This is a genomic window from Enterobacter cloacae complex sp. P24RS (assembly GCF_014982165.1).
In the GTDB taxonomy this organism is placed as follows: domain Bacteria; phylum Pseudomonadota; class Gammaproteobacteria; order Enterobacterales; family Enterobacteriaceae; genus Enterobacter; species Enterobacter quasihormaechei.
Window position 1 is genome coordinate 243990 of sequence record NZ_JADCKU010000003.1, and the last position, 22599, is coordinate 266588.

25 protein-coding genes, 1 tRNA gene and 1 pseudogene are annotated in these 22599 nt (G+C 56.2%); 19 read left to right on the forward strand and 8 right to left on the reverse strand.

The genetic code is table 11. The annotated features are described in order from the left end of the window. Positions 1 to 2: 2 nt before the first annotated feature. Entirely contained in the window at positions 3 to 1304 is a 1302-nt protein-coding gene (locus tag INF58_RS03745) for an inorganic triphosphatase (RefSeq protein ID WP_193527035.1), read from the reverse strand. Positions 1305 to 1541: 237 nt separating this feature from the next. On the opposite strand from INF58_RS03745, the gene INF58_RS03750 reads away from it, so the two are divergent. Together INF58_RS03750 and INF58_RS03755 are read left to right on the forward strand one after the other, a co-directional pair. Further along, positions 1542 to 2162, forward strand: coding sequence for a TIGR04211 family SH3 domain-containing protein (locus INF58_RS03750; RefSeq protein WP_001303390.1), 621 nt, complete (start codon positions 1542 to 1544; stop codon positions 2160 to 2162). 61 nt (positions 2163 to 2223) lie between these two features. Further along, entirely contained in the window at positions 2224 to 3465 is a 1242-nt protein-coding gene (locus INF58_RS03755; RefSeq protein WP_112792140.1) for a multifunctional CCA addition/repair protein, read from the forward strand. A 13-nt stretch (positions 3466 to 3478) separates the two neighbouring features. Here the strand turns inward: INF58_RS03755 and bacA are convergent, their stop codons facing one another. Both bacA and folB read right to left on the reverse strand, forming a co-directional pair. Then, on the reverse strand, positions 3479 to 4300 hold the full coding sequence (bacA, locus tag INF58_RS03760) for an undecaprenyl-diphosphate phosphatase (protein WP_063451135.1): 822 nt from the start codon (positions 4298 to 4300) through the stop codon (positions 3479 to 3481). Positions 4301 to 4406: 106 nt separating this feature from the next. Then, the gene (gene folB / locus INF58_RS03765) at positions 4407 to 4775 is read right to left on the reverse strand and encodes a bifunctional dihydroneopterin aldolase/7,8-dihydroneopterin epimerase (protein ID WP_063451134.1); all 369 of its coding nucleotides are present in this window, start codon (positions 4773 to 4775) and stop codon (positions 4407 to 4409) included. Positions 4776 to 4882: 107 nt separating this feature from the next. On the opposite strand from folB, the gene plsY reads away from it, so the two are divergent. The 10 genes from plsY to ureG all read left to right on the forward strand — a co-directional run bounded on the left by plsY (position 4883) and on the right by ureG (position 12791). Next, complete coding sequence (gene plsY / locus INF58_RS03770) at positions 4883 to 5497, forward strand: glycerol-3-phosphate 1-O-acyltransferase PlsY (RefSeq protein WP_022649440.1); 615 nt, start codon at positions 4883 to 4885, stop codon at positions 5495 to 5497. A 92-nt stretch (positions 5498 to 5589) separates the two neighbouring features. Further along, positions 5590 to 7056, forward strand: coding sequence for an MFS transporter (locus tag INF58_RS03775; protein WP_193527036.1), 1467 nt, complete (start codon positions 5590 to 5592; stop codon positions 7054 to 7056). Between the two features lie 249 nt (positions 7057 to 7305). After that, a complete protein-coding gene (locus INF58_RS03780; protein ID WP_193527037.1) occupies positions 7306 to 8133 on the forward strand; it encodes an urease accessory protein UreD in 828 nt (275 codons plus the stop codon). A gap of 10 nt (positions 8134 to 8143) precedes the next feature. After that, the gene (locus INF58_RS03785) at positions 8144 to 8446 is read left to right on the forward strand and encodes an urease subunit gamma (protein WP_063438602.1); all 303 of its coding nucleotides are present in this window, start codon (positions 8144 to 8146) and stop codon (positions 8444 to 8446) included. Between the two features lie 10 nt (positions 8447 to 8456). Further along, positions 8457 to 8771: an urease subunit beta gene (locus INF58_RS03790; RefSeq protein ID WP_193527038.1), complete on the forward strand. Its 315-nt coding sequence runs from the start codon at positions 8457 to 8459 to the stop codon at positions 8769 to 8771. Further along, the gene (gene ureC / locus INF58_RS03795; protein WP_193527040.1) at positions 8764 to 10467 is read left to right on the forward strand and encodes an urease subunit alpha; all 1704 of its coding nucleotides are present in this window, start codon (positions 8764 to 8766) and stop codon (positions 10465 to 10467) included. The genes INF58_RS03790 and ureC overlap by 8 nt, the downstream gene beginning before the upstream one ends. A gap of 9 nt (positions 10468 to 10476) precedes the next feature. Continuing rightward, positions 10477 to 10941: an urease accessory protein UreE gene (gene ureE, locus INF58_RS03800; RefSeq protein WP_107533846.1), complete on the forward strand. Its 465-nt coding sequence runs from the start codon at positions 10477 to 10479 to the stop codon at positions 10939 to 10941. A 9-nt stretch (positions 10942 to 10950) separates the two neighbouring features. Further along, positions 10951 to 11490, forward strand: a complete 540-nt coding sequence (locus INF58_RS03805; RefSeq protein ID WP_193527042.1) for a HupE/UreJ family protein — start codon at positions 10951 to 10953, stop codon at positions 11488 to 11490. Continuing rightward, complete coding sequence (locus tag INF58_RS03810) at positions 11490 to 12164, forward strand: urease accessory protein UreF (RefSeq protein ID WP_193035205.1); 675 nt, start codon at positions 11490 to 11492, stop codon at positions 12162 to 12164. The genes INF58_RS03805 and INF58_RS03810 overlap by 1 nt, the downstream gene beginning before the upstream one ends. Before the next feature lie 9 nt (positions 12165 to 12173). Then, positions 12174 to 12791: an urease accessory protein UreG gene (ureG, locus tag INF58_RS03815; RefSeq protein WP_193527044.1), complete on the forward strand. Its 618-nt coding sequence runs from the start codon at positions 12174 to 12176 to the stop codon at positions 12789 to 12791. An 84-nt stretch (positions 12792 to 12875) separates the two neighbouring features. Here ureG and tsaD read toward each other — a convergent pair whose 3' ends face one another. After that, entirely contained in the window at positions 12876 to 13889 is a 1014-nt protein-coding gene (gene tsaD / locus INF58_RS03820; RefSeq protein ID WP_063451126.1) for a tRNA (adenosine(37)-N6)-threonylcarbamoyltransferase complex transferase subunit TsaD, read from the reverse strand. A gap of 236 nt (positions 13890 to 14125) precedes the next feature. On the opposite strand from tsaD, the gene rpsU reads away from it, so the two are divergent. From rpsU to rpoD, 3 genes are all read left to right on the forward strand, one after another. Beyond that, on the forward strand, positions 14126 to 14341 hold the full coding sequence (gene rpsU, locus INF58_RS03825) for a 30S ribosomal protein S21 (protein WP_001144069.1): 216 nt from the start codon (positions 14126 to 14128) through the stop codon (positions 14339 to 14341). A 115-nt stretch (positions 14342 to 14456) separates the two neighbouring features. Beyond that, positions 14457 to 16202: a DNA primase gene (gene dnaG, locus INF58_RS03830; RefSeq protein WP_063867680.1), complete on the forward strand. Its 1746-nt coding sequence runs from the start codon at positions 14457 to 14459 to the stop codon at positions 16200 to 16202. A 153-nt stretch (positions 16203 to 16355) separates the two neighbouring features. Continuing rightward, entirely contained in the window at positions 16356 to 18200 is a 1845-nt protein-coding gene (rpoD, locus tag INF58_RS03835) for an RNA polymerase sigma factor RpoD (RefSeq protein WP_006812010.1), read from the forward strand. 102 nt (positions 18201 to 18302) lie between these two features. Here rpoD and mug read toward each other — a convergent pair whose 3' ends face one another. After that, positions 18303 to 18809 (reverse strand): G/U mismatch-specific DNA glycosylase, encoded by a 507-nt coding sequence (gene mug, locus INF58_RS03840; RefSeq protein WP_193527045.1) that lies wholly within the window; start codon positions 18807 to 18809, stop codon positions 18303 to 18305. 124 nt (positions 18810 to 18933) lie between these two features. Between mug and INF58_RS03845 the strand changes: the two genes are divergently transcribed. Beyond that, positions 18934 to 19009 (forward strand) — tRNA-Ile (locus tag INF58_RS03845). A 145-nt stretch (positions 19010 to 19154) separates the two neighbouring features. Beyond that, on the forward strand, positions 19155 to 19631 hold the full coding sequence (locus INF58_RS03850; RefSeq protein ID WP_227415001.1) for a hypothetical protein: 477 nt from the start codon (positions 19155 to 19157) through the stop codon (positions 19629 to 19631). A gap of 64 nt (positions 19632 to 19695) precedes the next feature. Here INF58_RS03850 and INF58_RS03855 read toward each other — a convergent pair whose 3' ends face one another. The 3 genes and pseudogenes from INF58_RS03855 to INF58_RS03865 all read right to left on the reverse strand — a co-directional run. Then, positions 19696 to 19956: a hypothetical protein gene (locus INF58_RS03855; protein WP_193527108.1), complete on the reverse strand. Its 261-nt coding sequence runs from the start codon at positions 19954 to 19956 to the stop codon at positions 19696 to 19698. Positions 19957 to 19958: 2 nt separating this feature from the next. Further along, positions 19959 to 20507 (reverse strand): protein phage, encoded by a 549-nt coding sequence (locus tag INF58_RS03860; protein ID WP_045891393.1) that lies wholly within the window; start codon positions 20505 to 20507, stop codon positions 19959 to 19961. Further along, positions 20479 to 20931: pseudogene (locus tag INF58_RS03865) on the reverse strand (hypothetical protein); the annotation flags it as partial. The pseudogene INF58_RS03865 and the gene INF58_RS03860, both read right to left, overlap by 29 nt. 208 nt (positions 20932 to 21139) lie before the next feature. Here INF58_RS03865 and INF58_RS03870 point away from each other — a divergent pair. Together INF58_RS03870 and INF58_RS03875 are read left to right on the forward strand one after the other, a co-directional pair. Further along, entirely contained in the window at positions 21140 to 21727 is a 588-nt protein-coding gene (locus INF58_RS03870) for a phage repressor protein CI (protein WP_193527046.1), read from the forward strand. After that, positions 21728 to 22597: a hypothetical protein gene (locus INF58_RS03875; RefSeq protein ID WP_193527047.1), complete on the forward strand. Its 870-nt coding sequence runs from the start codon at positions 21728 to 21730 to the stop codon at positions 22595 to 22597. Positions 22598 to 22599: the final 2 nt, after the last annotated feature.

Consider the following 22599-nt stretch of genomic DNA (forward strand, 5'->3'; position numbering starts at 1 on the left):
AATTAACGTTTTCCGCTGTGCAGCCAGTACGGATCCTGCGAAATGGCCTCGTTGCGGAAATGCTCGATCTCAATCTGCTGACGGGTCTCGATGGCATGCTGAAGCCCCTGCCAGTTCTCCAGCCAGGCCTGCGCCTTCACGCCCTCATACGCACCGGACAGCAGCAGCATGCAGTCGATGTTACGCGCCAGACGGGGAAGCTGGTCGCCATACTGGTCGCCCAGCGGATGCGCGAAGGTGGTTCTCAGTTCGGCGGCGTGACGGGACAGATGGATATCCGCGAAGCGTTTGAAGTTCTCCGCGATTTTGGTCTGGCCTTTCGCATCCAGGAACGTGCGCCAGCCGCGGGTCACCAGAAACTCGGTCAGCGCCAGTTTCGCGCTGGCGTTTTGCGGGCTGTAGATTGCCGTTTGCGCCGACACGTCGGAAAGCATCAGCGTTTCGGTTTGGGTGAGCAAATCACGTAAGTGAGCGCTCGCTTTTCGCGGGACGATACCGCCGAACAGCGCCAGGGTATGACGCACCAGCCCCATGGCAGCAAGCACCTGTTTTTTTGCGTTTTTCACGTTACGCGCCCACAGCTCTTCGTGGTACTGCCACTGAGAGAGCGCCAGCTCCAGCGCCGCCTCCATGCCCTGCTCAACGCTGGCTTTCGGCACTACGCGCAGAATCGGGGTTTCCCGCAGCACGCGCGGCGCATTCCCGGCGGCCAGGTGATAGCCGCGCGCCGCTTTACTCAGGCTGCCCTGACGCAGGCCTGGCTGGTTCACCAGCTTGCGCGCCAGCTTCAGCACATCGCTCGCCTCGCCTTCCAGCAGTTCAAGTTCCAGCTCGCAGATCGGCTCCTGCTCTTCACCCGCCTTAATCTCACCCCGATCAAACGCGATTTCAATGCGGCTCTTGCCTTCCGTCACCAGCCATTTCTCGCGCCAGAAATCGGTGCTGAACAGCGGTTTTGCCTCTGCCGACAGCGTTGCGGGCAGCGTCCCTTCAGGCCAGACTTCCGCCGGAAAACGATCCAGCTCAAGTTCTGGCTTACTGATGTCGATATTGTATTCCGGACGCTGGTGCAAACCGCCGACCACGCGACCGGCGATTTTCATCGTCATCTCGTAACGCCCGTTCGCGCCGCGGATGCGCAGGCCCATATCGTGGTTGCGCAGCCAGTTGTCCGGCGTTTCGTAATAGATGTTGAGCAGCTGTACGGGTTCATGTTGCTCGCCGGACAGCGTGTTCAGATGCTGGCGGAGCGCGTCAGCGCTGTCTTTTTCGACGATAAACTTTAATTCAATCTCTTGTGCCATAGCCTTGTACTTTTGCGTGCGTCACAGACGCGTCGATGAAGGCGAACTTCCTCGCCATTTGTTTGTCAGTACATAGTATTTTGCGCCAAATTGCCACGCAATGAGCAATTTGACGGGCGTAAAAGTTTAAAGCGGTGGAAATCATGACACAGATGATTCCGATTGATGATGAATCCTTTGCGTAGCGACACTGATACCACTACTATCGTTCCACTTTTTATGAAAATAACGACTGATATGCTTAAATTACGCCTGATTGGACTTACTTTACTCGCTTTTAGCGCCGCAACGGCGGTCCACGCTGAAGAGAAACGTTACGTTTCTGATGAACTGAACACCTGGGTACGCAGCGGCCCTGGAGACAATTATCGCCTCGTGGGTACGGTAAATGCCGGCGAGGAAGTGACTCTGCTGCAAACTAACGCAGACACCAATTATGGTCAGGTTCGTGACAGCTCCGGCCGCACCTCGTGGATCCCACTGAAAGAGCTGAGCACGGTGCCAAGCCTGCGCACCCGCGTGCCGGATCTGGAAAATCAGGTGAAAACCCTGACCGATAAGTTGAACAACATTGACGGCACCTGGAACCAGCGCACCGCAGAGATGCAGCAGAAAGTCGCGCAAAGCGACAGCGTGATCGCCGGTCTGAAAGACGAAAACCAGAAGCTGAAAAACGAGCTGATCGTCGCGCAGAAGAAAGTGAACGCCGCTAATCTTCAGCTGGATGATAAACAGCGTACCATCATCATGCAGTGGTTTATGTATGGCGGCGGCGTGCTGGGCGTCGGCCTGGTGCTGGGCCTGGTGCTTCCTCACCTCATCCCAAGCCGCAAACGTAAAGACCGCTGGATGAACTAACTCGTCTTCTCTGCCACACTTACGTATCATCTTGCGAAAAGAGAAAACGGGAGTGTAAGGCGTGAAGAGTTATCTGGTCGGTGGTGCGGTACGTGATGCGTTGTTAGGTCTGCCGGTCAAAGATAAAGACTGGGTCGTGGTTGGCGCCACGCCCGAAGCGATGATTGACGCGGGCTACCAGCAGGTAGGCCGCGATTTTCCCGTGTTCCTCCATCCGCAAAGCCGGGAAGAGTACGCCCTGGCGCGTACCGAACGGAAATCCGGTTCCGGTTATACCGGCTTCACCTGTTACGCCGCACCGGATGTGACGCTGGAGCAGGATCTGCTGCGCCGCGATCTCACCATTAACGCCCTGGCTCAGGACGAAAACGGCCATATCATCGACGCCTACGGCGGGCAGAACGATCTGCGCGACCGTCTTTTACGCCATATTTCCCCCGCCTTTTCTGAAGATCCGCTTCGCGTGCTGCGCGTGGCGCGTTTTGCCGCCCGTTATGCCCATCTCAGCTTCCGTATCGCCGACGAGACGATGGCGCTAATGACGGCCATGACCGAGGCGGGCGAGCTGGAACACCTAACGCCAGAACGCGTCTGGAAAGAGACCGAAAACGCCCTGACCACCCGCAACCCGCAGGTCTTTTTCCAGGTTCTGCGCGACTGCGGGGCGCTGAAGGTGCTGTTCCCGGAAATAGACGCACTGTTTGGCGTGCCCGCCCCGGCGAAATGGCACCCGGAAATTGATACCGGCATTCACACCCTGATGACGCTGAGCATGGCTGCCATGCTCAGCCCTGAGGTGGACGTGCGCTTCTCTACCCTGTGTCACGATCTCGGTAAAGGATTAACGCCTAAAGCGCTCTGGCCGCGTCACCACGGGCATGGCCCGGCTGGGGTGAAGCTGGTTGAAGGGCTGTGCCAGCGCCTGCGCGTGCCGAATGACATTCGCGACCTGGCTAAGCTGGTCGCTGAATTTCACGACCTGATCCACACTTTCCCGATCCTCAAACCCGCCACTATCGTTAAGCTGTTCGACAATATCGACGCCTGGCGCAAGCCGCAGCGCGTGGAGCAGATTGCGCTGACCAGCGAAGCGGACGTGCGCGGCCGCACCGGGTTTGAAGCATCCGATTACCCGCAGGGGCGTTTGCTGCGCGAAGCGTGGGAAGTCGCAAAAGCGGTGCCAACGAAAGAGGTGGTGGAGGCTGGGTTTAAAGGCCCGGCGATCCGCGAAGAGCTGACGAAACGGCGGATTGATGCGGTAGCGGCGTGGAAGGAAAAACGTTGCCCTCAGCCGAAAGACTGAGGGCGGTTGGTCATCAGAAGAAGACCACGTACACGGCAGCCGCGACGATAAAGCGGTAGATCGCGAACGGAATAAACGAGATACGCTTAATCAGTTGCAGGAAGGTTTTGATGGCAATCAGCGCCACGATAAAGGCGGTGATAAAGCCTACGGCGAACATCGGAATGTCGCCCACGGTCAGGAAGTCGATGCTTTTGTAGAGGTCCAGCGCGGTGGCGCCCATCATCATTGGCACCGCCAGCAGGAATGAGAATTCAGAGGCGGCGTAACGGCTCACCCCCATCAGCATCCCGCCGGAAATGGTTGCTCCTGAACGGGAGAAGCCCGGCCACAGCGCCAGACACTGGAAGCAGCCAATGATAAACGCCTGGCGATAGGTCATATCGTCCAGACCTTCCGCACGCGGGGTTTTGGGCTTCAGCACTTCTGCGGCAATCAGCAGGAAGCCGCCGACGACCAGCGCGTACATCACGTTAATCGGGTTAAAGAGCGATTTAATGGTGTCGTGGAACACCAGCCCCAGCACCACTGCCGGGATCATCCCGAGCAGGATATGAATCAGCGTCAGGCGCCCTTTGCCCTCTCCTTCACGCTGCGGCAAACGCCCGAAATGGATGCCGATCAGACCAAACAGACGACGCCAGAACATCACGACCACCGCCAGGATAGAGCCCAGCTGAATCACCACCTCAAACGTCTTTGCGGTATCGCCTTCAAAGCCCAACAGATGGCCAACGATAATCATATGGCCCGTACTGGACACCGGCAAAAACTCCGTCAATCCTTCGACCACACCCAGTATTGCCGCCACCAGCAGCGAGTGCATATCGCTCATCTATAAACCCCTAAAAAGATATAAAAAAACGGTGCCCCACACGGACAACCGTGAAAGATACAGCGTTAAGACCGATATAACCTAAAATGGTTTAGCAATTATGACGTTAAATCTTTCCTTTCAGATTTGTGCCACGCTCGATGATGACGCCCACGTTGGCGGCGCGCGCCACCGCGCCCGGCTTGCTCAGCTTGATGCGCACCCACGGGGAGTTAAACTTGCTCAGCAGCAGTTCCGCCACCTCTTCCGCCACGCGTTCCACCAGCGCAAAACGTTGCCCTTCCACGTGGCCGATGACCGCTTCACTGATGTCGGCGTAGCTCAGACAGTCATTCACATCGTCGCTTTTTGCTGACTTGCGGTTATCCCAGCCCATTTCGATATCGAACACCAGTTTCTGCTCGATGGTCTGTTCCCAGTCGTAAACACCAATTGTGGTGATTACCGAAAGTTGCTCTATAAATACAATATCCATCACGACCTGCCTGCTTTTTGGCTAAACCGGATACCACTTCCGGCGAATTATGCGTATTATCCACAGATGCTGAGAATACAGATACATTTTCAAAACGGAACAGCGTTATGAGTGCAATCGCGCCTGGAATGATCATCCTCGCCTACCTTTGCGGCTCAATCTCCAGCGCCATTCTGGTCTGCCGCATCGCGGGGTTACCCGACCCACGCGAAAGTGGTTCCGGGAATCCGGGGGCGACCAATGTACTACGAATTGGCGGCAAGGGAGCAGCCGTAGCGGTTTTGATTTTTGATGTCCTGAAAGGAATGCTTCCCGTCTGGGGTGCGTATGCGCTGGGCGTCACGCCCTTCTGGCTGGGGCTGATTGCCATCGCCGCCTGCGTCGGCCATATCTGGCCCGTTTTCTTTGGTTTTAAGGGCGGCAAAGGCGTTGCCACCGCGTTTGGTGCGATTGCGCCTATCGGCTGGGATCTCACCGGCGTGATGGCGGGCACCTGGCTGCTGACCATCCTGCTCAGCGGCTATTCGTCGCTGGGCGCCATCGTCAGCGCGCTGATCGCTCCGTTCTATGTCTGGTGGTTCAAACCGCAATTTACCTTCCCGGTGTCGATGCTCTCGTGCCTGATCCTGCTGCGTCATCATGACAACATTCAGCGCCTGTGGCGTCGTCAGGAAACCAAGATCTGGACGAAGCTCAAGCGTAAGAAGAAAGACGCTCAGTAAACCGTTCGTTATGCCTTATAACCAAATGTGATTTTTGTCACCTTCTGCCTGTGGTAACTGTTAGGTACACAACACCACTACACAAAAAGAAAATGGCAGAAATCACAGACACAACTCCCCTTCCAACGTCAGGAAACACCCCGGATGGTGACATCAGGTGGGTACGCAGCGCCTCGGACGTTTCACGTCTCGTTAACGACGGCTCTCAGGGCCGGGCAAATGCCCGCATCGTGGTCGGTATCGCGCTCGGGGGAATTTTCCTCGATGCCTACGATCTGGGTGCACTGGCCTTTGGTATCAAAGACATCACCCGCGAATTTAACCTGACGCCCGCCGGTACCGGCATGGTGGCCTCGGCGATTACCTTTGGCGCCATTGTCGGGGCGCTGCTCGGCGGTTACCTCACGGATAAAATCGGGCGCTACCGCGTCTTTATGGCCGACATGGTATTCTTTGTCGTCGCCGCTATCGCCTGCGCGCTGGCCCCGAATGAATATGTGCTGGCGGGCGCGCGCTTTGTGATGGGCCTTGGCGTCGGGATCGACCTTCCCGTCGCGATGGCGTTTCTCAGTGAATTTGCCAGGCTGAAAGGCCCGGGGAATAAAGCCTCCAGCGTCGCGATGTGGTGCCCTACCTGGTATGCGGCGATCAGCATCTCTTACCTTCTGGTTCTCTTTTTCTACGCCGTACTGCCGGAAAGCCACAGCGACTGGCTCTGGCGTCTGATACTGGGCTTTGGCGCGGTACCCGCGCTGGTGATTATCGCCATCCGCAGCCGCTACATGAGCGAATCCCCGGTCTGGGCGGCGAATCAGGGCAACCTGAAAGAGGCGGCGTCCATTTTACGGCAGTCGTACAACATTAATGCCCACGTGCCGCAGGATGCGCTCGACCAGCCCGCGCCGGTGGTCAATAAGGCAAAATGGTCGAACTACCTGAATCTGTTCCGTGGCATCTATCTGCGGCGCACCACGCTCGCCACGCTGCTGTCGGTTGTCTCCTCGTTCGCCTATAACGCCGTGGCCTTTGGTCTGCCGGTAATCATCTCCAGCTTCTTCGTGCAGTCGATGCTGACCACCATTCTGATCTCCCTCGCGCTTAATCTGCTTTTCGCGTTTGTCGGTGGGCTGCTGGCGGTGCGCTATGTTCCGCGCTTCGGTGCGTGGCGAATGTCACTGGCGGGTTACGCCTGCCAGCTTGTGGCGCTGCTCGGGCTGGGGCTGATTGGCCGCCCTGACGGAGCAACGGAAGGCGTGGTCGCCGTCGCGATGCTGGCGCTGTTTCTGTTTGGTCAGGGTTTTGGACCCGGCGCGCACACCATGACGTTTGCCTCTCTGAGCTATCCAACCTCCCTGCGCGGCGTGGGCGTCGGCTTAAACCAGACGCTGATGCGCAGCAGTTCCACGCTATCGCTGTTCCTGTTCCCGCTGCTGGTCGCCTCGCTGGATACCGCCGTGTTCTGGGTGATTGCGCTGGCGCCGTTTATCGGACTGGCGTCCCTGCTGGCGGTCCGCTGGGAGCCGTCGGGGTATGATGTGGATGCAGAGGATTATCGCTAGCCTTTCTTGCCGGGTGGCGCTGCGCTTACCCGGCCTACATTGCACCACCATATCAACAAATTGCGCATCCCCTTGTAGGCCCGTGCAAGCGTAGCGCCGCCGGGCGAAACTTACAAAATGCACTTTATCAACAGTCTGAAACCGGCTCGCATGAGCCGGTTTTTTTATCCATAAGCGACTCATATGACAGCCTTCATTTCCGCCAGGGCATACTGAAACGTATCCCGATAGTGCGGAAATGGAAGCACCATGTTAGCAACTCAGGTCACTGATAATGCATACAAAGGCTGGCAGGCCTCGCTGGCCCTCCAGTTTTGTTATACCCCTGAGAAAACCCTCCTCCGTTCCGCGCGTCATACCGGGCCGCTCACCGTTCAGCGTCCGTTTTATCCCGAAGGGGAAACCTGCCACCTTTATCTGCTGCACCCGCCAGGCGGGATTGTGGGCGGTGATACGCTGGATATTTCTGTGAGGCTCGACGCCAAAAGCCATGCCCTTATCACCATGCCCGGCGCCAGTAAGTTCTATCGCAGCAGCGGTCCGCAGGCCTCTCTCAATCAGCATTTTTATCTCGATGAAGATGCCACGCTGGAGTGGCTGCCGCAGGACACCATTATCTTCCCCGGTGCGCACGCCGCGCTGCGTTCCGTCTTTCACCTGCACGCCACCAGCACGCTGCTGGCGTGGGAGCTGTACTGTCTTGGGCGACCGGTGATAAACGAAACCTTCAGCCACGGCACGCTGGAGAGCCGCGTTGAGGTGTGGGTGGATGGCGAGCCGCGCCTGATTGAACGCCAGCACCTCAGAGAAGGCGATCTCGCGCCCGTCGCGGGCCATCCGTGGGTCGGCACGCTGCTGTTCTATCCGGCCCGGGAAGCACATCTCGACACGGTGCGCGAACAGCTCACCCCGTCAGAAGACGTTGCCGGGGCAACGCTCACCGACGGCCTGCTGTCGGTGCGTTTTCTCTCCCACGACAACCTGATTTGCCAGCGGATGATGCGCGATATCTGGCAGTCGCTTCGCCAGCTGTTAACCCCCAAAACCGCCTGTTCGCCGCGTATCTGGCAGACATAAGAGAAACGCTATGGAACTGACCCCCAGAGAAAAAGACAAGCTGTTGCTGTTCACCGCCGCGCTGGTTGCCGAACGTCGCCTTGCGCGCGGGGTAAAGCTCAATTATCCCGAATCGGTCGCGCTGATCAGCGCCTTCATCATGGAAGGCGCACGCGACGGCGAAACCGTCGCCACGCTGATGGAGGCGGGCCGCCACGTCCTGACGCGCGATCAGGTGATGGAGGGCGTACCGGAGATGATCCCGGATATACAGGTGGAAGCCACCTTCCCGGACGGATCCAAGCTCGTCACCGTCCACAACCCGATCGTGTAAGGAGCGCGTGATGATCCCAGGCGAATACCGGATCCAGCCCGGCAGCATTACCCTTAACGTCGGGCGAGACACCCAAAGCGTGATTGTGGAAAACCACGGCGACAGGCCGATCCAGGTGGGATCGCACTATCACTTTTACGAGGTCAACCCCGCGCTGAAGTTTGACCGGGAAGCCACCAAGGGCTACCGACTGAACATTCCGGCGGGCACTGCCGTGCGCTTCGAGCCAGGCCAGAAGCGGGAAGTGACGCTGGTTCAGGTGACGGGCGCTCAGCGCATTTTTGGTTTTCGCGGCGAGGTCATGGGAGAGGTGAAACATGGCTGACATTTCACGCCAGGCGTATGCCGATATGTTTGGCCCCACTACCGGGGATAAAGTGCGGCTGGCGGACAGCGAGCTGTGGATCGAAGTGGAAGACGATCTCACGATCTACGGCGAAGAAGTTAAATTCGGCGGCGGGAAGGTGATCCGCGACGGCATGGGGCAAGGGCAGATGACCGCCGACGACTGCGTGGATCTGGTGCTCACCAACGCGCTGATCGTCGATCACTGGGGGATCGTCAAGGCCGATATCGGCGTGAAGAACGGGCGGATCTTCGCCGTCGGCAAAGCCGGAAATCCGGATATTCAGCCCGGCGTGACGATCCCGATCGGTGCCGCAACGGAAGTCATCGCCGCCGAAGGGAAGATCGTCACCGCCGGCGGGATCGACACCCACATTCACTGGATCTGTCCGCAGCAGGCGGAAGAGGCGCTGGTTTCCGGCGTCACCACCATGATCGGCGGCGGCACCGGCCCCGCGGCAGGCACGAACGCCACCACCTGCACGCCGGGGCCGTGGTATATCGCCCGCATGTTGCAGGCCGCCGATACGCTGCCGGTGAATATTGGCCTGCTGGGCAAAGGGAACGGATCAAACCCGGACGCCCTGCGCGAGCAGATCGCCGCCGGCGCCATCGGGCTTAAGATCCACGAGGACTGGGGCGCGACGCCCGCGGCGATCGACTGCTCGCTGGAGGTGGCTGAAGAGATGGACATTCAGGTGGCGCTGCACAGCGATACGCTGAACGAGTCCGGTTTTGTCGAAGATACCCTGGCGGCCATCGGTGGACGCACCATCCACACCTTCCACACCGAAGGCGCGGGCGGCGGCCACGCGCCGGATATCATCACCGCCTGCGCGCACCCGAATATTCTGCCCTCCTCCACCAACCCAACGCTGCCCTACACGGTTAACACCATCGACGAGCACCTCGACATGCTGATGGTTTGCCATCACCTCGACCCGGATATCGCCGAAGACGTGGCGTTTGCCGAATCCCGCATTCGCCGGGAGACCATCGCCGCCGAAGACGTGCTGCACGATATCGGCGCGTTCTCGCTCACCTCGTCAGATTCGCAGGCCATGGGCCGCGTGGGGGAAGTGATTATCCGCACCTGGCAGGTGGCGCACCGCATGAAGGTTCAGCGCGGCGCGCTGCCGGAAGAGACCGGCGATAACGACAACTTCCGGGTGAAGCGCTATGTCGCCAAATACACCATCAACCCGGCGCTGACCCACGGCATCGCCCATGAAGTGGGATCGATTGAGGCGGGCAAGCTGGCGGATCTGGTGGTCTGGTCCCCCGCCTTCTTTGGCGTAAAACCGGCCACCATCGTCAAAGGCGGGATGATCGCCTGCGCGCCGATGGGCGATATCAACGCCTCGATCCCCACGCCGCAGCCGGTGCATTACCGCCTGATGTTTGGCACCCTGGGCGCCGCACGCCACGCCACGCGGCTGACGTTTGTCTCGCAGGCTGCTCATGCCAGTGGCGTGCCGCAGCAGCTCAACCTGCAAAGCGCTACCGCAGTGGTGAAAGGCTGCCGGACGGTGAAAAAGGCCGACATGATCCACAACGATTTACAGCCCAATATCACCGTTGACGCGCAAACCTACGAGGTACGCGTCGACGGCGAACTGATTACCAGCGAACCGGCAGAGGTTTTGCCGATGGCGCAACGCTATTTCCTGTTCTGAGGAGTGATGATGATCTATCTAACCCAACGCCTGGACCACGCGCACCCGATCACCGCCAGCGTCACGCTGCCCATTGACGTGCGGGTGAAAAGCCGCGCCCGCGTGGCGCTGAACGACGGTCGCGAAGCCGGGCTGATGCTGCCGCGCGGTTTGCTGCTGCGCGACGGGGATCTGCTGACCACCGACGACGGCAGCGAGGTGATCGAAGTGATCGCCGCCCCGGAGTCGGTTTCCGTGGTGCGCTGCACCGACCCGTTCCTGCTCGCCCGCGCCTGTTATCACCTGGGCAACCGTCACGTGCCGCTGCAAATTATGCCCGGCGAGCTGCGCTACCACCATGACCACGTCCTTGACGACATGCTGCGTCAGTTCGGGCTGGAGGTGACCTTCTCCAGCCTGCCGTTTGAACCGGAAGCGGGCGCTTACGCCAGCGATGCCCACGGCCATAGCCATTCTCACGCCCATTCACATTAAGGATCCATCATGCGTAAGTATTTACCCTTGTTATTGCTGGCCTTTTCCGTTCCGGCGCTTGCCCATCCGGGACACGGCACCGACAGCTTCCAGGCCGGCTTTCTCCATCCGCTTACCGGGCTCGATCACCTGCTGATGCTGACCGGCGCGGGCGTGCTCTCGGCGCTGAGCGGCCGCAAGCTCCTGCTGCCGTTTGCCACCCTCGGCATGATGCTTATTGGCGCGATTGCGGGCAGTCTGCTCGGCGGCTTTAGCGGCATGGAGATGCTGATTATCGCCTCGCTGGCGGTCTGCGGCGTGATGATGTTTAAGACCGAAAAACGCCTGCTGCTGGCGGTGCCTGCCCTGGCGATGTTCCACGGCTGGGCGCACGGCGTGGAGATGTCTGGCCACAGCTTCTGGCTGTTCACCAGCGGTTTTATGCTCGCCAGCGCGACGGTGCTGGGCGCCAGCTTCGCGGCGGGGCTGCTGCTGCGCCGCCACGACGGTCTGCGTAAAACCTTCGGCGGCGGGCTGATCGTCTCCGCCCTGCTGGCGCTGATGAGCTAATGGAGCACGCCCGCCAGTGGCTGCGCCTGATGCAGCTCTCCAGCAGTAGCCTGCCGGTCGGGTCGTTTACCTGGTCGCAGGGGCTGGAGTGGGCCGTCGAGGCCGGGTGGATCACCAGCGCCGACGCGTTCAGACGCTGGCAAATCCAGCAGATGGAGCAGAGCTTTTTCTGCGTCGACCTGCCGCTGTTCATCCGCCTGTACCGTGCCTGCGAGCAGCAGGACGTCGCGGCAGCAAAACGCTGGACGGCATACCTGCTCGCCTGTCGGGAAACGCGCGAACTGCGCGAGGAAGAACGCAACCGCGGCGCGGCCTTTACGCGCCTGGTTAAAAGCTGGGAACCCGCCTGCCCGGCAGAATGGCTGCCGCTGTTGATGCAGAGCCAGCTCGGCGGCATGGCGTGGCTCGGCGTGCGCTGGGGAATTGGCGCGCGCGAGCTGGCGCTGAGCCTCGGCTACAGCTGGATTGAGAGCGCGGTGATGGCGGGCGTCAAGCTGGTACCGTTCGGGCAGCAGGCGGCGCAGCAGCTGATTATCGACCTGAGCGACCATTTTGCCGCCGGGTTTGAACAGGCCTTTTCACGCAGCGACGACGCGCTGGGGGCCGCTACGCCGCTGTCCGCCATCGCCTCTGCGCGCCACGAAACCCAATATTCACGACTATTTCGTTCCTGAGGAGTCAACATGGCTGATTACAAACATCCCCTGCGCGTTGGCGTGGGCGGCCCGGTAGGCTCGGGCAAAACCGCCCTGCTGGAAGCGCTCTGCAAGGCAATGCGCGACACGTACCATCTGGCGGTGGTGACTAATGATATCTACACCAAAGAGGATCAGCGCATCCTGACCGAGGCGGGCGCGCTTGAGCCAGAGCGCATCGTGGGGGTAGAGACCGGAGGCTGCCCGCATACCGCTATTCGTGAGGACGCCTCGATGAACCTCGCGGCGGTAGAAGCGTTAAGCGAGAAGTTCGGCAATCTGGACCTGATCTTCGTCGAAAGCGGCGGCGACAACCTGAGCGCGACCTTCAGCCCGGAGCTGGCGGATCTTACCCTCTACGTGATCGACGTGGCCGAAGGGGAAAAAATTCCGCGCAAGGGCGGACCGGGGATCACCAAATCCGATTTCCTGGTGATCAACAAAACCGATCTTGCGCCCTACGTGGGGGCGTCGCTGGAGGTAATGGAGCGCGATACCAACCGCATGCGCGGCGAGCGCCCGTGGACGTTTACCAACCTGAAGTCGGGTGACGGTCTGGGAACGATTATTGCATTTCTGGAAGAGAAAGGGATGCTGCGGGTGTAGTGCGGATATTGCCCGGTGGCGCTGCGCTTACCGGGCCTACAAAACCGTAGGCCGGGCAAACGAAGTGCCGCCCGGCAAAAAAACTCACGCCTCCGGCAGTTCCGCCAGCGGCCAGCGCGGACGGACGGACACGCTCAGGTCAGCCGTGGCGCCGGCGTTCAGGCGCACCATCCCGGCGTAGGCGATCATCGCCCCGTTATCGGTACAGAATTCCGGACGCGCATAGAACACTTCCCCGCGACGCTTTTGCATCATTTCGGCGAGCTTCGCGCGCAGCGTACGGTTGGCGCTGACGCCGCCCGCCATCACCAGGCGCTTAAACCCGGTCTGATCCAGCGCGCGCTTGCACTTGATCATCAGCGTATCCACCACCGCGTCTTCAAACGCACGGGCGATATCGGCGCGGGTCTGCTCGCTGTCGTCGTTATTGCGGATGGTATTCGCCGCGAAGGTTTTCAACCCGGAGAAGCTGAAATCCAGCCCCGGACGATCGGTCATCGGGCGCGGGAAAACAAAGCGCCCTTCCGTTCCCTGCGACGCCATTTTAGAGAGCATCGGGCCGCCCGGGTAATCCAGGCCCAGCAGCTTGGCGGTTTTATCGAAGGCTTCACCGGCGGCGTCGTCGATCGATTCCCCCAGCAGCTCGTACTTGCCAATACCCGTTACGCTAATCAGCTGGGTATGCCCGCCGGAAACCAGCAGCGCCACAAACGGGAACTCAGGCGGATTGTCTTCCAGCATCGGCGCCAGAAGATGCCCTTCCATGTGGTGAACCGGAATGGCGGGAACGTCCCACGCGAAGGCCAGCGAACGCCCTACCGTTGCGCCGACCAGCAGCGCACCGACCAGGCCCGGCCCTGCGGTATAGGCCACGGCATCAATATCTTTTGCACTCAACCCGGCCTCTTTCAGCGCCGCCTGAATCAGGGGAACCGTCTTACGCACGTGGTCACGAGAGGCCAGTTCAGGCACGACGCCGCCGTAGTCAGCGTGCAATTTCACCTGACTATACAGCTGGTTGGCCAGAAGCCCTTTTTCGTCGTCGTAAATGGCGATGCCGGTTTCATCGCAGGATGTTTCAATACCCAGTACACGCATGACTTGTTTTACCTCGTTTCAATACCGCGCAGTGTAGAGCCTGGGCGGATTGTTGTAAAACTTTGTTCGCCCCAGGAAGAAGCCTCGTGTATACTCCTCACCCTTATTAAAGTCCCTTTCAAAATCGCATCGGTGCTTTACAAAGCAGCAGCATTTGCAGTAAAATTCCGCACCATTTTGAAATAAGCTGGCGTTGATGCCAGCGGCAAACCGAATTTATTAAAGGTGAGAGTTACATGCCGGTAATTAAAGTACGTGAAAACGAGCCGTTCGACGTAGCACTGCGTCGCTTCAAACGTTCATGCGAGAAAGCAGGTGTTCTGGCTGAAGTTCGTCGTCGTGAGTTTTATGAAAAACCAACGACCGAACGTAAGCGCGCTAAAGCTTCCGCTGTGAAACGTCACGCGAAGAAACTGGCTCGCGAAAACGCACGCCGTACTCGTCTGTACTAATCTGTTGAGGGCCAACGCCCTCAATTGACAGACAGAGTTGTAGTCGTAAGGCCGTGCTTCCGGAAGGAATGCGCGGCTTGTTTTCGTTTATAAGTCGCTTAAATTTTTGGGGCATATGGCCGGAAGAATCCCACGCGTTTTCATCAATGACCTGCTTGCCAGAACCGACATCGTCGATCTCATCGACGCGCGGGTGAAGCTAAAAAAGCAGGGCAAGAACTACCATGCGTGCTGTCCGTTCCATAACGAAAAAACCCCCTCTTTCACCGTAAACGGTGAAAAGCAGTTCTACCATTGCTTCGGCTGTGGCGCACACGGTAATGCCGTCGATTTTTTGATGAACTACGACAAGCTCGAGTTCGTTGAAACCGTCGAAGAGCTGGCGGCGATGCATAACCTTGAAGTGCCGTATGAAGCGGGCAGTGGGCCAAGTCAGATCGAGCGCCATCAGCGGCAAACGCTGTATCAACTGATGGATGGCCTGAATTCGTTTTATCAACAGTCTCTTAAGCACTCTGCGGCTGAGCCTGCGCGTCAGTATCTGAACAAGCGCGGACTGAGCGACGATGTGATTGCGCGTTTCGCTATTGGTTACGCCCCGCCCGGCTGGGACAACGTGTTAAAGCGTTTTGGCGGCAATAGCGAAGATCGTAAATCCCTCATCGACGCAGGCATGCTGGTCACCAACGACCAGGGACGAAGCTACGACCGCTTCCGTGAACGGGTGATGTTCCCGATCCGCGACAAGCGTGGCCGGGTGATCGGTTTTGGTGGTCGCGTGCTGGGTGATGCCCTGCCGAAATACCTCAACTCCCCGGAAACCGATATTTTCCATAAGGGCCGCCAGCTGTACGGTCTTTATGAAGCGCAGCAGGAAAATGCGGAACCTCCGCGGCTTCTGGTCGTCGAAGGTTATATGGACGTCGTTGCGCTGGCGCAGTACGACATTAACTATGCCGTTGCGTCACTGGGTACGTCCACTACGGCGGACCATATCCAGCTGCTGTTTCGCGTCACCAACAACGTGATTTGCTGCTACGACGGTGACCGCGCAGGACGCGACGCGGCCTGGCGCGCGCTGGAAACCGCGCTGCCGTACATGACCGACGGACGTCAGTTACGCTTTATGTTCCTGCCCGACGGTGAAGACCCGGATACGCTGGTGCGTAAAGAGGGCAAAGCGGCATTTGAAGCACGGATGGAGCAGGCACAGCCGCTCTCCACGTTTCTGTTTAACAGCCTGATGCCGCAGGTGGATTTGAGTACCCCGGACGGGCGCGCACGGCTCAGTACGCTGGCGCTGCCGTTAATCAGCCAGGTACCCGGCGAAACGCTGCGCATCTATCTGCGACAGGAGCTAGGCAACAAGCTCGGCATACTGGACGACAGCCAGCTTGAACGTTTAATGCCAAAGCAGGCTGAAAACGGCACGGCACGTCCGGCGCCTCAGCTAAAACGCACAACCATGCGTATACTGATAGGGTTACTGGTGCAAAACCCCGAACTTGCTCCGCAAGTGCCGTCGCTGGCGGGTTTGAACCACGAAAAATTGCCCGGACTTGGCTTATTTTCAGAATTGGTCAACACTTGTTTGTCTCAGCCAGGTCTGACCACCGGACAACTTTTAGAGCATTATCGCGGCACAAAAGAGGCCGCTACCCTTGAAAAACTGTCGATGTGGGACGATATAGCAGATAAGGATATCGCAGAAAAAACGTTCACCGACTCACTCAACCATATGTTTGATTCGATGCTTGAGCTGCGCCAGGAAGAGTTGATAGCTCGCGAGCGCACCCATGGCTTAAGCAGCGAAGAACGCCGGGAGCTCTGGATGATTAACCAGGAACTGGCGAAGAAATAAAAAATTTAACGGCTTAAGTGCCGAATATCGATCGGGAAGCCCCCGGCAGCCGCACTGAGAGGCAGCGGCAAAAATATAAGTACGCCCTCGCTTTAAAGGTTGGCAGCCTCATCGCCGACACCAATCAAACGAATTAAGTGTGGATACCGTCTTATGGAGCAAAACCCGCAGTCACAGCTGAAACTTCTTGTCCAACGCGGTAAGGAGCAAGGCTATCTGACCTATGCCGAGGTCAATGACCATCTGCCGGAAGATATCGTCGATTCAGATCAGATCGAAGATATCATCCAAATGATCAATGACATGGGCATTCAGGTGATGGAAGAAGCACCGGATGCCGATGATCTGTTGCTGGCTGAAACCTCCAACAACACTGACGAAGATGCGGAAGAAGCTGCTGCACAGGTCCTGTCCAGCGTGGAATCTGAAATCGGGCGTACCACTGACCCGGTCCGCATGTACATGCGCGAAATGGGTACCGTTGAACTGTTGACCCGCGAAGGCGAAATTGACATCGCAAAACGCATCGAAGACGGGATCAACCAGGTTCAGTGCTCTGTTGCCGAATACCCGGAAGCGATTACCTATCTGCTGGAGCAGTACGATCGCGTTGAAGCGGAAGAAGCGCGTCTGTCCGATCTGATCACTGGCTTTGTCGACCCGAACGCTGAAGAAGATATGGCGCCAACCGCCACTCACGTCGGTTCTGAGCTGTCTCAGGAAGAGATGGATGACGACGAAGACGAAGATGAAGAAGAAGACGACGACAGCAGCGACGACGACAACAGTATCGACCCGGAACTGGCGCGCGAGAAGTTTGCCGAGCTGCGTACCCAGTACGAAGTGACGCGTGACACCATCAAAGCGAAAGGCCGCAGCCATGCCGCCGCTCAGGAAGAGATCCTGAAGCTGTCTGAAGTGTTCAAACAGTTCCGCCTGGTGCCAAAGCAGTTCGACTACCTGGTAAATAGCATGCGCGTGATGATGGATCGCGTACGTACCCAGGAACGCATCATCATGAAGCTGTGCGTTGAACAGTGCAAAATGCCGAAGAAGAACTTCATTACCCTCTTCACCGGCAATGAAACCAGCGAAACCTGGTTCAACGCCGCTATCGCGATGAACAAGCCGTGGTCTGAAAAGCTGCACGACGTGAAAGAAGACGTCCAGCGCGGCCTGCAAAAGCTGCATCAGATTGAAGAAGAGACCGGCCTGACCATCGAGCAGGTGAAAGACATTAACCGTCGTATGTCCATCGGTGAAGCGAAAGCCCGCCGTGCGAAGAAAGAGATGGTTGAAGCGAACTTACGTCTGGTTATCTCTATCGCCAAGAAATACACCAACCGTGGTCTGCAATTCCTGGATCTGATTCAGGAAGGCAACATCGGTCTGATGAAAGCGGTAGACAAGTTTGAATACCGTCGTGGTTACAAGTTCTCCACCTATGCTACATGGTGGATCCGTCAGGCGATTACCCGCTCTATCGCAGACCAGGCGCGTACCATCCGTATTCCGGTGCATATGATTGAGACCATCAACAAACTCAACCGTATTTCTCGCCAGATGTTGCAGGAGATGGGCCGCGAGCCGACGCCGGAAGAGCTGGCTGAACGCATGCTGATGCCGGAAGACAAGATCCGTAAAGTGCTGAAAATCGCGAAAGAGCCTATCTCCATGGAAACACCAATCGGTGACGATGAAGATTCGCATCTGGGTGATTTCATCGAGGATACCACCCTCGAGCTGCCGCTGGACTCGGCCACCACCGAGAGCCTGCGTGCCGCCACGCACGACGTTCTGGCTGGCCTGACCGCCCGTGAAGCCAAAGTGCTGCGTATGCGTTTCGGTATCGATATGAACACCGACCATACGCTGGAAGAAGTGGGTAAACAGTTCGACGTTACCCGCGAACGTATCCGTCAGATCGAAGCGAAGGCGCTGCGTAAGCTGCGTCACCCAAGCCGCTCTGAAGTACTGCGTAGCTTCCTGGACGACTAACCCAGGTAAACAGCAAAAAGCTCCCAATCGGGAGCTTTTTTTTTGTTTATTCCCTCTCCCTGTGGACGAGGGCCAGGGAGAGGGCATCAGGCCGCAGTGGAGCTAAAGCCCCCGCACCATCAGCGCCTCATCAAGTTCCCGGTATGCCTCCACCAGCTTATCCAGCGTCGCCCTGTTCAGCCCGCTCGGATTCGGCAGCACCCACACCTGCGTTACGCCAATAGTAATGTTTTGCTTACCCCACTGAGCACCGCGCTGGCTGAACGCCTGCTCGTAAGCCTGCTTGCCGAGGATCGCCAGCGCTGCGGGTTGGTAGTCTTCAATCTTCTTCACCAGTTCCCGACCGCCAGTGCGCAACTCATGCAGATTCACTTCGCTTGCCTGTACCGTGGGTCGCTCGACCAGCATGGTGATACCGCAGCACGTATCCAGCAGTTGCTGCTCTTCTTCCGGCTTAAGCTGTTTTTCGGTAAAACCGGCCTGATGGATCACCTTCCAGAAGCGATTTCCCGGATGAGCAAAGTGAAAACCGGTGTGCGCCGATGACTTGCCCGGATTGATACCGCAGAACACCACCCGCAGGCCAGGGGCCAGAATATCGTTGATCATCTCTACTCCTGTTTATGCATCATAAGATAAGTATAAAGGATTGATTATGCATTGTTTATAAAAACAGCAGGCAGGTGTGAATGGCTGGATTGCTGAGGGGAGTTACTTTATAATTCACCGCCACGGCCCCTTAGCTCAGTGGTTAGAGCAGGCGACTCATAATCGCTTGGTCGCTGGTTCAAGTCCAGCAGGGGCCACCAAATTTTAGCTTTAGAATCATGCGATTACGCCACTTTCTCATTAAGTGGCGTTTTCATTTCTGCGGTCAGTGTCCCCTTTTTGTCCCCTCATGATCCCCTTTCAGTGCAATGGATCGCAATTCCAACATCCAAAAAAGGAATTTTCATGGCTCTCACAAAGTGTAAAGAGTGTAAAAAAGAAGTCTCAGCGTCAGCAAAAACTTGCCCACATTGTGGCGTTAAGAATCCAGGCGTCACAGCAAAACAGACTCTAGGCGGTTGCCTGGTACTGATTGTTCTGGCTGTTGGGTTTGGTGTTTACATTGCTTCTGACAATGATGAACCGGCGAAGGCCGCACAGAACTGCTCAAATACAGACACGCAGTGTAATTTCGATCAGAACCTTGTAGACGCTGTGACCAAATGCAAGCCGTTAATCCAACAAGCTGCAAAATACGAATATGAATGGACAGACAGCCTTGTGGACACGATTTTTTCTCATGGCCGTATTGATTCAAAAAAAAATCAGCTCACTTTCATAGGCGATAAAGTCAGATTCACCAACGGCTTTAACCCAAAGGTCAACATGACTATGCGTGCACAATGGATCTCAAGTCAAAAAAAATTGTTGGCCTCAAGATGACTGAAGGGAAACTCTGACAGGTAATTGTCATGTTTTTTCGGCGGCGCGGTAATTTTACTTCGATTCATCCAGTGCTCGTATGCTGCTTGCCACGCCTCTGGTTCATCGGCAAAAAGATGTTCTGCAATAGGCAACCACTCAATGCCTTTTGAGCCAAACTCCGAGTAACGTAACCCACATCGAGACGCACCAGCTTCCCCGTATAGTCCTGCGTTGTTCCGGCCGTAATAAACCCCCGGCCGCAGCTGTTCAGCTCCAGCACCAGGCTGGCATCAGCCAGGTGAATTTCATCCGTTGAAAGATATAAACGTTTAATCGGTTTCATGATTATGCCAGTGCGTCATTTACGGGCTTGAGCACGTTGCTTTCAAACCACGTCAGTTTTTCTTCATCCTCGCCAGCGGCCTGGCCACCGTTCTGACCTCCGCCACTTCCCGCCGTTTGCTTCACGGCTTTGGTTTTGCCGCTTGCCCTGGCCTCGCGTTTTTCCTGCACGCTGATATGTTCGGTCAGGGTGAACGTAACCAGCCAGGACATGCGCCCGTCCTGCGGCGGCGCGTCCAGTGTTCCGGTAAAAATCGCCTCGCGGAAATTCACCGCCCGCGCTGCCTCATGTGCAACGCGGTATTTCTGGCGCTGGCCGCTGGCATCCGTCGCGCTGGCCAGCTCAAAGATACGGCGCAGGATCTCCGGATTTTTATACGGAATTTCGCCGGAAACGCGCAGCTCCTTGCCTTTGATGCCCTGCTCGGATTTCGTGGTTGCACTCGTCTGGCCGGACTGGTCTTTGTCCTGAAATTGCTGCGATACGGTCACGCGCATGTTCTTCAGCAGAATTGCTTCACCGTTAAGCGCCAGTGTCGGGTTCGAGGTCATGTATCATTCCTTTTATGCCGTCGAGATTGTCGCCAACCAGCATCATGGCGGCGGTATACACGGAGGACTGAAGCGGGATCCCTTTTACCAGCTCCAGAAGCGTGGACGGCAGATCGCCGCTGGCGGTAAATACCCATGCCCTGGCGCTTTTTCCCTGCAATTCCGTTAAGCCGCTGGCAATGCCAGAAATCAGGCTTTCGCGCTGCTGTTTAAAATCCCCCATCAGCTTTTTTACGCCCGTCAAATCCGCGACGGCTGCGGCCTCCTGCTGGGCTTTCTTCACAGCTGCGGCCGCCAGAGCAGTGCGGCTTGTAGGCACAGAAAGCGGGATCGCCGCGGGCAAACTCTGACTGTATTTCGCCGGAATTTGCATCTTCTCCGCAGCCAGCTGCGCGGCGGACTGCGCCAGCCTCCGCACCTGGGTATCTCATGAAGGAATTGTGAGCGCCATTCGTAGTCCTGTGGGTTACTCATCAATAGGCAGATAGGGCGTAGGGATGGTGATTGTAATATTCGGGCGCATAGTGCAAACTCCTCTTTTCGTCTGAGTGCGTCAACACTCAGTAATATTCACTAAAAGCTACAGAACGGATGTTATTTTAGAACCGATCTATAAATAAAGAGAAATTAGTGTGAGCCTACAAATTAATTTTGACTCAGGTAGTCCTGAGGTTCTGGACAGAGTTATCGAAGCTTACGGATTCAAGACAAAACTAGCCTTAGCCGACCACCTTGGTATCGCAAGCAGCAGTTTAGCTATGCGCTACAAAAGAGGTTTTTTTCCGTCTGATATTGTCGTGCGCTGTATGGCCGAAACTGGAGTCACCCTGGAATGGCTCGCTACAGGTAAAGGCAAAAAGTTTGATGATGAAGCGCTAGACATACTTAACCTCCCCCGCAAGAAGTTGGTAGACGGTCAACTTTATGAAAGCGGATATGCAATGCTTGATAAAGTGTTCTTCCGTGCCGGAGTTCCTCTACCTACTAATCCTTTTTGCCTTTTGGATGAAAAATCACAGTACATCGTTGATAAGTCTTTCTCGGAGGTATATGACGGTGACTGGTTAGTAGATATTGAAGGTAAGATCAGCATCCGAACATTGACTCGAATCCCGATAGGCAAAGTGCGTGTAAGCGGCGTGGGCATGGCATTTGATTGTGCCGTAGAGGATATTGAAGTAATAGGGAGAGTTGTTTTAATAATTTCAGAGAGTAAGTAAATGAATAATCCTGAATCTTTTGAAAAAGAACCTCGTGATAGTACTCAAAAAACGTGCTTCATAATCATGCCTATAGCTGATCATCCGGATTATGATAATGGGCATTTTAACCGTGTTTACGAACATCTGATTAAACCTGCGTGCCTTAAAGCCGGTTATAAAGCAATTAGAGCTGATGATTCAAAAGCCTCCCACATGATAATGTTCGACATTTTGAAAAAAATAATTGAATGTGACATGGCTATTTGTGATTTAAGCTCTAAAAATGCAAATGTTTTTTATGAGCTAGGTCTTAGGCAAGCATTTAACAAAAAGACCATTCTTATCACCGATGGGTTAACCAATACTCCTTTTGATATTACAGGTTTTAGATATGTTCAATACAACCCTAATCTAAGGATTGATACTGTTATTCGCGATGTCAGCGAAGTATCCGCAATGCTAAAAGAGACAGAGGCAGCGCCTGAGGATGATGTAAACTCAATAATTAAACTTCTGAGAATTCAACCTGCGCATATCGATCGTTTACAATTGAGTGCTCAAGACTCAGTTTTATTCGACATGATTAAAAACCTTGACAGTAAAATAAACAAACTCACATCACCACCTACTTTCCCAAAAACTTTAAAACGAGATAATAATTTCACCCTGAGTTTCTCAGAGGCATTACGCCTCGCTCCAAAAACGATAGCTGGAAGAAAATTCAGGAACGCGAGAGGTGTTATTGGGGTCTACGCAGGTGAGACATCAGACGGTTTTCATATATTTAAACAGGATGGCCAAGACATTATATTTGAACCATGGTCTGAATATTTAGACGAGATTTATTGGGATAAGGAAACCGAACAAAAGAATGAACTAGGTTCATAGTT

What these genes read in the sequence shown, in the direction of transcription:
- INF58_RS03790 (WP_193527038.1), top strand. Translation starts at nt 8,457, where the DNA reads ATGATCCCAGGCGAATACCGGATCCAGCCCGGCAGCATTACCCTTAAC.
- INF58_RS03805 (WP_193527042.1), top strand. Translation starts at nt 10,951, where the DNA reads ATGCGTAAGTATTTACCCTTGTTATTGCTGGCCTTTTCCGTTCCGGCG.
- tsaD (WP_063451126.1), bottom strand. Translation starts at nt 13,889, where the DNA reads ATGCGTGTACTGGGTATTGAAACATCCTGCGATGAAACCGGCATCGCC.
- INF58_RS03780 (WP_193527037.1), top strand. Translation starts at nt 7,306, where the DNA reads ATGTTAGCAACTCAGGTCACTGATAATGCATACAAAGGCTGGCAGGCC.
- INF58_RS03860 (WP_045891393.1), bottom strand. Translation starts at nt 20,507, where the DNA reads ATGACCTCGAACCCGACACTGGCGCTTAACGGTGAAGCAATTCTGCTG.
- ureG (WP_193527044.1), top strand. Translation starts at nt 12,174, where the DNA reads ATGGCTGATTACAAACATCCCCTGCGCGTTGGCGTGGGCGGCCCGGTA.
- INF58_RS03855 (WP_193527108.1), bottom strand. Translation starts at nt 19,956, where the DNA reads ATGAAACCGATTAAACGTTTATATCTTTCAACGGATGAAATTCACCTG.
- dnaG (WP_063867680.1), top strand. Translation starts at nt 14,457, where the DNA reads ATGGCCGGAAGAATCCCACGCGTTTTCATCAATGACCTGCTTGCCAGA.
- rpsU (WP_001144069.1), top strand. Translation starts at nt 14,126, where the DNA reads ATGCCGGTAATTAAAGTACGTGAAAACGAGCCGTTCGACGTAGCACTG.
- plsY (WP_022649440.1), top strand. Translation starts at nt 4,883, where the DNA reads ATGAGTGCAATCGCGCCTGGAATGATCATCCTCGCCTACCTTTGCGGC.
- bacA (WP_063451135.1), bottom strand. Translation starts at nt 4,300, where the DNA reads ATGAGCGATATGCACTCGCTGCTGGTGGCGGCAATACTGGGTGTGGTC.
- rpoD (WP_006812010.1), top strand. Translation starts at nt 16,356, where the DNA reads ATGGAGCAAAACCCGCAGTCACAGCTGAAACTTCTTGTCCAACGCGGT.
- INF58_RS03750 (WP_001303390.1), top strand. Translation starts at nt 1,542, where the DNA reads ATGCTTAAATTACGCCTGATTGGACTTACTTTACTCGCTTTTAGCGCC.
- INF58_RS03745 (WP_193527035.1), bottom strand. Translation starts at nt 1,304, where the DNA reads ATGGCACAAGAGATTGAATTAAAGTTTATCGTCGAAAAAGACAGCGCT.
- ureC (WP_193527040.1), top strand. Translation starts at nt 8,764, where the DNA reads ATGGCTGACATTTCACGCCAGGCGTATGCCGATATGTTTGGCCCCACT.
- INF58_RS03875 (WP_193527047.1), top strand. Translation starts at nt 21,728, where the DNA reads ATGAATAATCCTGAATCTTTTGAAAAAGAACCTCGTGATAGTACTCAA.
- INF58_RS03810 (WP_193035205.1), top strand. Translation starts at nt 11,490, where the DNA reads ATGGAGCACGCCCGCCAGTGGCTGCGCCTGATGCAGCTCTCCAGCAGT.
- INF58_RS03775 (WP_193527036.1), top strand. Translation starts at nt 5,590, where the DNA reads ATGGCAGAAATCACAGACACAACTCCCCTTCCAACGTCAGGAAACACC.
- INF58_RS03785 (WP_063438602.1), top strand. Translation starts at nt 8,144, where the DNA reads ATGGAACTGACCCCCAGAGAAAAAGACAAGCTGTTGCTGTTCACCGCC.
- mug (WP_193527045.1), bottom strand. Translation starts at nt 18,809, where the DNA reads ATGATCAACGATATTCTGGCCCCTGGCCTGCGGGTGGTGTTCTGCGGT.
- INF58_RS03850 (WP_227415001.1), top strand. Translation starts at nt 19,155, where the DNA reads ATGGCTCTCACAAAGTGTAAAGAGTGTAAAAAAGAAGTCTCAGCGTCA.
- ureE (WP_107533846.1), top strand. Translation starts at nt 10,477, where the DNA reads ATGATCTATCTAACCCAACGCCTGGACCACGCGCACCCGATCACCGCC.
- folB (WP_063451134.1), bottom strand. Translation starts at nt 4,775, where the DNA reads ATGGATATTGTATTTATAGAGCAACTTTCGGTAATCACCACAATTGGT.